The organism is Melaminivora alkalimesophila (assembly GCF_000282995.1).
GTDB lineage: Bacteria > Pseudomonadota > Gammaproteobacteria > Burkholderiales > Burkholderiaceae_C > Melaminivora > Melaminivora alkalimesophila.
On record NZ_ALEE01000793.1, the window covers coordinates 1 to 6,235 of the forward strand.

Annotated in this window: 6 protein-coding genes; all 6 read right to left on the minus strand. The window is 69.2% G+C overall.

The genetic code is table 11. The features are described from left to right. A partial coding sequence (gene lpxB / locus A612_RS15320; protein WP_040437178.1) for a lipid-A-disaccharide synthase occupies positions 1–1,151 on the minus strand: 1,151 nt, incomplete at its 3' end. A gap of 16 nt (positions 1,152–1,167) precedes the next feature. Then, a complete protein-coding gene (lpxA, locus tag A612_RS15325; RefSeq protein ID WP_019375318.1) occupies positions 1,168–1,956 on the minus strand; it encodes an acyl-ACP--UDP-N-acetylglucosamine O-acyltransferase in 789 nt (262 codons plus the stop codon). Between the two features lie 8 nt (positions 1,957–1,964). Then, entirely contained in the window at positions 1,965–2,405 is a 441-nt protein-coding gene (fabZ, locus tag A612_RS15330) for a 3-hydroxyacyl-ACP dehydratase FabZ (RefSeq protein ID WP_019375319.1), read from the minus strand. Positions 2,406–2,418: 13 nt separating this feature from the next. Next, entirely contained in the window at positions 2,419–3,399 is a 981-nt protein-coding gene (gene lpxD / locus A612_RS15335) for a UDP-3-O-(3-hydroxymyristoyl)glucosamine N-acyltransferase (protein WP_019375320.1), read from the minus strand. Between the two features lie 42 nt (positions 3,400–3,441). After that, positions 3,442–3,978 (minus strand): OmpH/Skp family outer membrane protein, encoded by a 537-nt coding sequence (locus tag A612_RS15340; RefSeq protein ID WP_040437177.1) that lies wholly within the window; start codon positions 3,976–3,978, stop codon positions 3,442–3,444. Next, a partial coding sequence (gene bamA / locus A612_RS15345; RefSeq protein WP_019375322.1) for an outer membrane protein assembly factor BamA occupies positions 3,978–6,235 on the minus strand: 2,258 nt, incomplete at its 5' end. The genes bamA and A612_RS15340, both read right to left, overlap by 1 nt.

The window sequence follows — 6,235 nt, forward strand, 5'->3', positions numbered from 1 at the left end:
AGCGTGCGGATCGCATCGGCGGCCAGGCGCGGGGTGTCGCGCCGCAATTCGTGGTGCAGTTCCGTGAAGCGCGCTTCCAGCGCGGCGATGCGCGCCGGATCGCCCTGGCGCGCATCGAGCCAGCCGAGCACCGCCGCAGCCAGCGCCTCTGGCGTGCCCGCATCCTGCAGCAGTTCCGGAACGGCGAACTCGCCGCACAGGATGTTCGGCAACCCGACCCACGGCTGCAGCTGCTTGCGGCGCATGAGCCGCCAGCTCCAGGGATGCATGCGGTAGCCGATCACCATCGGGCGCTTGAACAGTGCGGCCTCCAGCGTCGCCGTGCCGCTGGCGATCAGCGTGCAGTCACAGGCCGCCAGCGCCGCGTGCGACTGCCCCGCCAGGACGGTCGTGGCCGCGTCGTCGAGGCCTGCCTCCCGTGCGGCCCGTGCGACGCGCCCCTGCAGCGCCGGGACCGCCGGCACGAGGATCTTGAGGCGCGGGCGTGCGCGCAGGATGCGGGCTGCCGCCTCGAAGAACGGCGGCGCGATGTAGGCCACCTCGGCCGAGCGGCTGCCGGGCAGGATGGCAAGCACCTCGTCTTCGGGCTGCAGGCCCAGCGCGCGCCGCGCCGCCAGCCGGTCGGGCTCGAGCGGGATCACGCGGGCCAGCGGATGGCCCACGTAGCTCGCGCCGATGCCGTGGCGCGCCAGCAGCTCCGGCTCGAAAGGGAAGAGGCACAGCACGTGGTCGCAGGCGGCGCGGATCTTCGCGATGCGCTCGGCCCGCCAGGCCCAGATCGACGGACAGACAAAATGCACCGTGCGGATGCCGGCCGCGCGCAACTCGGCCTCCAGCCCCAGGTTGAAGTCGGGTGCGTCCACGCCGATGAACACGTCCGGGCGGTCGCCCCCCAGCAGGCGCGCGCGCAGCTGCCTGCGGATCCGCAGGATGCCCGCCAGCCGGCGCACCAGCTCCACGCTGTAGCCGTGCACCGCCAGGCGCTCGCTCGGCCACCAGGCGTCGAAGCCGCGCTCGGCCATGCGCGGACCGCCGATCCCCATGCTGGCAACCTGCGGCCACTGCGCCCGCAGGCCATCGAGCAACAACCCCGCGAGCAGGTCGCCCGAGGTCTCGCCGGCCACCATGACAACGCGCGGCGGATGCTGCATGGCCCTGCCCCGCGCCTCAGCGCGCGATCCCGCGGCGCGATGCGGCGACGAAATCCCGCAGCGCCCGCACGTCGCCCGCGCCCTCGCCGCCTTCGGCCGCGAGCGCATCCAGCGCCGCCAGCGCCGCCTCCAGCGTCAGGCCCTGGCGATAGAGCAGCCGGTAGGCCCGCTTGAGCGCCGCCACCCGCGCCGGCGAGAAGCCGCGCCGGCGCAGGCCCTCGGTGTTGAGGCCACGCGCACCCAGCGGGTTGCCATCCACCATGGTGAACGGGGTCACGTCCTGGGAGACGTGGCTGCCGAAGCCGACCATGGCATGCGCGCCGATGCGACAGAACTGGTGGACGCCCGTCAGGCCGCCGATGATGGCGTGGTCGCCCACCTGCACGTGGCCGGCGAGCGTCGCGTTGTTGGCGAGCACCGTCTGGTCGCCGACCACGCAATCGTGCGCCACGTGCACGTAGGCCATGATCCAGTTGTCGCTGCCGACGCGCGTCACGCCGGCGTCCTGCACGGTGCCGGTGTTGAAGGTACAGAATTCGCGGATGGTGTTGCGGTCGCCGATCTCCAGCCGGGTCGGCTCGCCCGCGTACTTCTTGTCCTGCGGGGCGGCGCCCAGCGAGGCAAACTGGAAGATGCGGTTGTCCTCGCCGATCCGGGTGTCGCCCTCGATCACGCAATGCGCACCCACCTGCGTGCGCGCGCCGATGCGCACCCGCGGGCCGATGACGGCGTAGGGGCCGACCGCGACCGAGTCGGCCAGCTCGGCCGCCGGATCGACGAGGGCGGTGGGATGGATCAGACTCACGCGCCGGCTCAGGCCACCGTGCGCATGGTGCACATGATCTCGGCCTCGCAGGCCATGCTGTCGCCCACGCGCGCCACGCCCTTGAACTTGTAGATACCGCCCTTGATGCGGTCCAGCTCGATCTCCAGGATCAGCTGGTCGCCCGGCTCCACGGGGCGCTTGAAACGCGCCCCGTCGATCCCGACAAAGTAGAACACCTTGTCGTCGCCCGGGGCCTCGCCCATCATGTCGAAGGACAGCAGGCCCGCCACCTGGGCGAGCGCCTCGAGCATCAGCACGCCCGGCATCACGGGCCGCGCCGGGAAATGCCCGGTGAAGAACGGCTCGTTGATGGTGACGTTCTTGATCGCCTGGATGCGCTTGCCGCGCTCGAGCTCGACCACCCGGTCCACCAGCAGGAAGGGATAGCGGTGCGGCAGGAGCTTGAGGATTTGGTGGATGTCCATCATTGTTTTCGCGGCCCTAGCCGCCTTGTGTTTTCTGTTCGAGAGCCCGGATGCGCTCGCGCAGGCGGTGGAGCTGGCGCAGCGTGGCGGCGTTCTTTTCCCACTGGGCATTCTCGTCCATGGGGAACACGCCCGTGTACTGGCCCGGGCGCGAGATCGAGTGCGTCACCACCGTGTTGGTGGAAATGTGCACATTGTCCGCCAACTGCAGGTGCCCGACGATCGAAGCGGCGCCGGCGATGGTGCAATGCGCCCCGATCCTGGTGCTGCCGGCCACGGCCGAGCAGCCGGCCATGGCGGTGTGCCGGCCGATGTGCACGTTGTGCGCGATCTGGATCAGGTTGTCGAGCTTGACGCCGTCCTCGATCACGGTGTCGTCCAGCGCGCCGCGGTCGATGCAGGTGTTGGCGCCGATCTCCACGTCGTCGCCGATGCGCACCGCGCCCAGCTGTTCGATCTTGATCCATTCGCCGCGCTCGTGCGCGAAGCCGAAGCCGTCGGCGCCGATCACCACCCCCGGGTGCACTATGCAGCGCTCACCCAGCACGCAGCGCTCGCCCACGGTCACGCGCGACTTGAGCTGCGTGTGCGCACCGATGACTGCGCCGCGCTCGACCACGCACAGCGGACCGACCCAGGCCGTGGGATGCACCTGCGCCTCTTCGTGCACCACCGCGCTCGGATGGATGCCGCGCGCCGGCCCCTGCCCGTGCGCGCGCGCCCACAGCTGCGTCACGCGCGCAAAATACACGTAGGGGTCGGGCGCCACGATGCAGGCGCCGCGCGCCAGCGCCGCCTCGCGCAGCGCCGGCGCCACGATCACGCAGGCGGCGCGCGAGTCGGCCAGCTGCGCCTGGTAGCGCGGGTTGCTCAGGAAGGAAAGCGCGTCCTCGCCGGCCGATTCCAGCGGTGCGATGCGGGCGACTTCTGCGTCCGGGTGCGCTCCATGCAGCTCGCCGCCCAGTGCATCGACGATGGCTCCCAAACGCAGGCTCACGCGCCGTCCATCCCTCGCCCTGGCGGCCGACGCGCTACCCGATCACTTGCCGCCGTTGCCGGCGGAAGCGTTCATGGCCTTGATGACCTTGTCCGTGATGTCGTGCTTGGGATTGACGTACACGGCTTCCTGCAGGATCACGTCGTACTTCTCGGCTTCGGCGACTTGCTTGACCACGCGGTTGGCGCGCTCGAGCACCTGGGCCAGTTCCTCGTTCTTGCGAGCGCTCAGGTCCTCCTGGAACTCGCGGCGCTTTCTTTGGAAGTCGCGGTCCTGCTCGACCAGCTGGCGCTGGCGCTGGATGCGCTGGCTCTCGGCCATGGTCGGGGCCTCGCGCTCGAATTTCTCGGTCGCGGCCTTCAGGGCGTTGCCCTGGTCCACGAGCTCCTTCTCGCGGCGCGAGAACTCCTGCTCCAGCTTGGCCTGGGCGGCCTTGGCGGAGTTGGCCTCGCGGAACACCCGATCGGTGTTGACGAAGCCGGCCTTGAATTCCTCGGCCTGTGCCTGGGCCGGCACGGCGACGGTGGCCAGTGCCGCTGCCAGCACGGCCAGCGGGAAATGACGAACAAGCGATTTCATTAGAAGGATGTTCCGATCTGGAATTGCAGTTTCTGGATTCTATCGCCCGCGAACTTGCGCACCGGGTGGGCGTAGGCGATACGCAGCGGGCCGAGCGGCGAGATCCAGCTCAGGCCGAGGCCGGCAGAGGCGCGCAGCTCGCTGAATTCCCACTTCTCGTTCTCGCCGTAGACGTTGCCGGCGTCCACGAAGCCGAACCAGCGCAGGGTGCGGTCGTTGCCGGCACCGGGGAAGGGAGCGATCAGCTCGGCGTTGAGCGTGATCTTCTTGGGGCCGCCCAGCGAGGCGCCGGTCACGTCGCGGGGCCCGAGCGTGCCCTGGTCGAAGCCGCGCACCGAGCCCAGGCCGCCCGAGTAGAAGTTCTTGAACACCGGGAAGGGCCGGCCGTTCATGCCCTTGCCCACGCCCAGCTCGCCGTTGAAGGCCAGCGTGAACTTCTTGTTGAGCGGCACGTACTGCTGGTACTGGTAGTTGGCGCGCACATAGCGCGCATCGCCGGCGATCGACCACTCGGAGTTCAGACGCTGGTAGCGGCCCGAGTTGGGCGCCAGCGCGCTGTCGCGGTCATCGCGCGACCAGCCGATGGTCAGCGGCACGGCCACGCTGCTGCTGCCGAACTTCTCGGCGTAGGACAGGTAGGCCGCCGGGATGTTGGTGCCGGCCTTGATGCGCGTCTGCTCGGCGCCACCGCCGAAGAACACCGTGTCGACCTCGCTGAAGGGCACGCCGAAGCGCACGCTCGCGCCGGCCGTCACCAGCTCGTAGTTGCCCCCCTGGTCCTCGTAGGGCTTGGCGGTGCGGTAGTACAGGTCGAGCGTGCGCGAGACGCCGTCCTGGGTGAAGTACGGGTCGGTGGTGGAGAACACCAGCGTGCGGCGGTACTTGCTGGTGTTCACGTCGATGCCCAGGTAGTTGCCCGAGCCGAAGACGTTTTCCTGCTTGATGCCAAACGACAGCGAGATCTTCTCGGCGCTGGAAAAGCCCGCGCCCAGCTGCAGCGAGCCGGTGGGCTTTTCCTGCACGTTCACGACCAGGTCCACCTGGTCGGGCGCGCCCGGCACCTCCTGCGTCTCGACGTTCACTTCCGTGAAGAAGCCCAGGCGGTCCACCCGGTCGCGCGAGAGCTTGATCTTGTCGCCGTCGTACCAGGAGGCCTCGAACTGGCGGAATTCGCGGCGGATGACTTCGTCGCGCGTGCGGTTGTTGCCCGAGACGTTGATGCGGCGCACGTAGGCGCGGCGCGAGGGCTCGGCGCGCAGCACCAGCGCCACGCGGTTGTGCTCGCGGTCGATCTCCGGCACCGCCTCCACGCGCGCGAAGGCGAAGCCGAAGTTACCGAAGTGGTCGGTGAAGGCCTTGGTGGTCTCGGCGACGCGGTCGGCGTTGTAGGGCTCGCCCGGGCGGATGGTGACGAAGGACTTGAACTCGTCCTCACGGTCCAGGTAGTTGCCCTCCAGCTTCACGCCCGAGACCACGTAGCTCGGGCCCTCGCTCACGTTGATCGTGATGGAGATGTCCTGCTTGTCCGGCGAGATCGCCACCTGGGTGGAGTCGATGCGGAACTCGAGGTAGCCACGCGCCAGGTAGTACGAGCGCAGCGCCTCCAGGTCGGCGTTGAGCTTGGAGCGCGAATAGCGGTTGGACTTGGTGTACCAGCTCAGCCAGCCGCCCGTGTCCTGCTCGAACAGGCCCTTGAGCGTGGATTCGCTGAAAGCCTGGTTGCCGACGATGCGGATCTCGCGGATCTTGGCCGGCTCGCCCTCGGTCACGGTGAAAGTGAGGTTGACGCGGTTGCGCTCGATGGGCGTCACCGTCGTCACCACCTCGGCGCCGTAGAGGCTGCGGTTGATGTACTGGCGCTTCAACTCCTGCTCGGCACGGTCGGCCAACGCCTTGTCGAAGGGCCGGCCCTCGGTCAGGCCGACGTCGCGCATGGCTTTTTTCAGCGTGTCCTTGTCGAATTCCTTGGTACCGGCGAAATCCACGTCGGCAATGGTTGGCCGCTCCTCGACCACCACCACCAGCACGTTGCCGGACGCCTCCAGGCGCACGTCCTTGAACAGCCCGAGCGCGAACAGCGCGCGGATGGCGGCGGCGCCCTTCTCGTCGTTGTATTCGTCGCCCACGCGCAGCGGCAGCGACGCGAAGATGGTGCCGGGCTCCACCCGCTGCAGGCCCTCCACGCGGATGTCCTGCACCTTGAAGGGCGCCAGGGCCCAGGCCGCATTGGCGGCGAGGGCAAGCGCCGCGGCAGCCG

Coding starts and splice junctions, on each gene's coding strand:
- fabZ (WP_019375319.1), bottom strand. CDS start 2,405: ATGATGGACATCCACCAAATCCTCAAGCTCCTGCCGCACCGCTATCCC.
- A612_RS15340 (WP_040437177.1), bottom strand. CDS start 3,978: ATGAAATCGCTTGTTCGTCATTTCCCGCTGGCCGTGCTGGCAGCGGCA.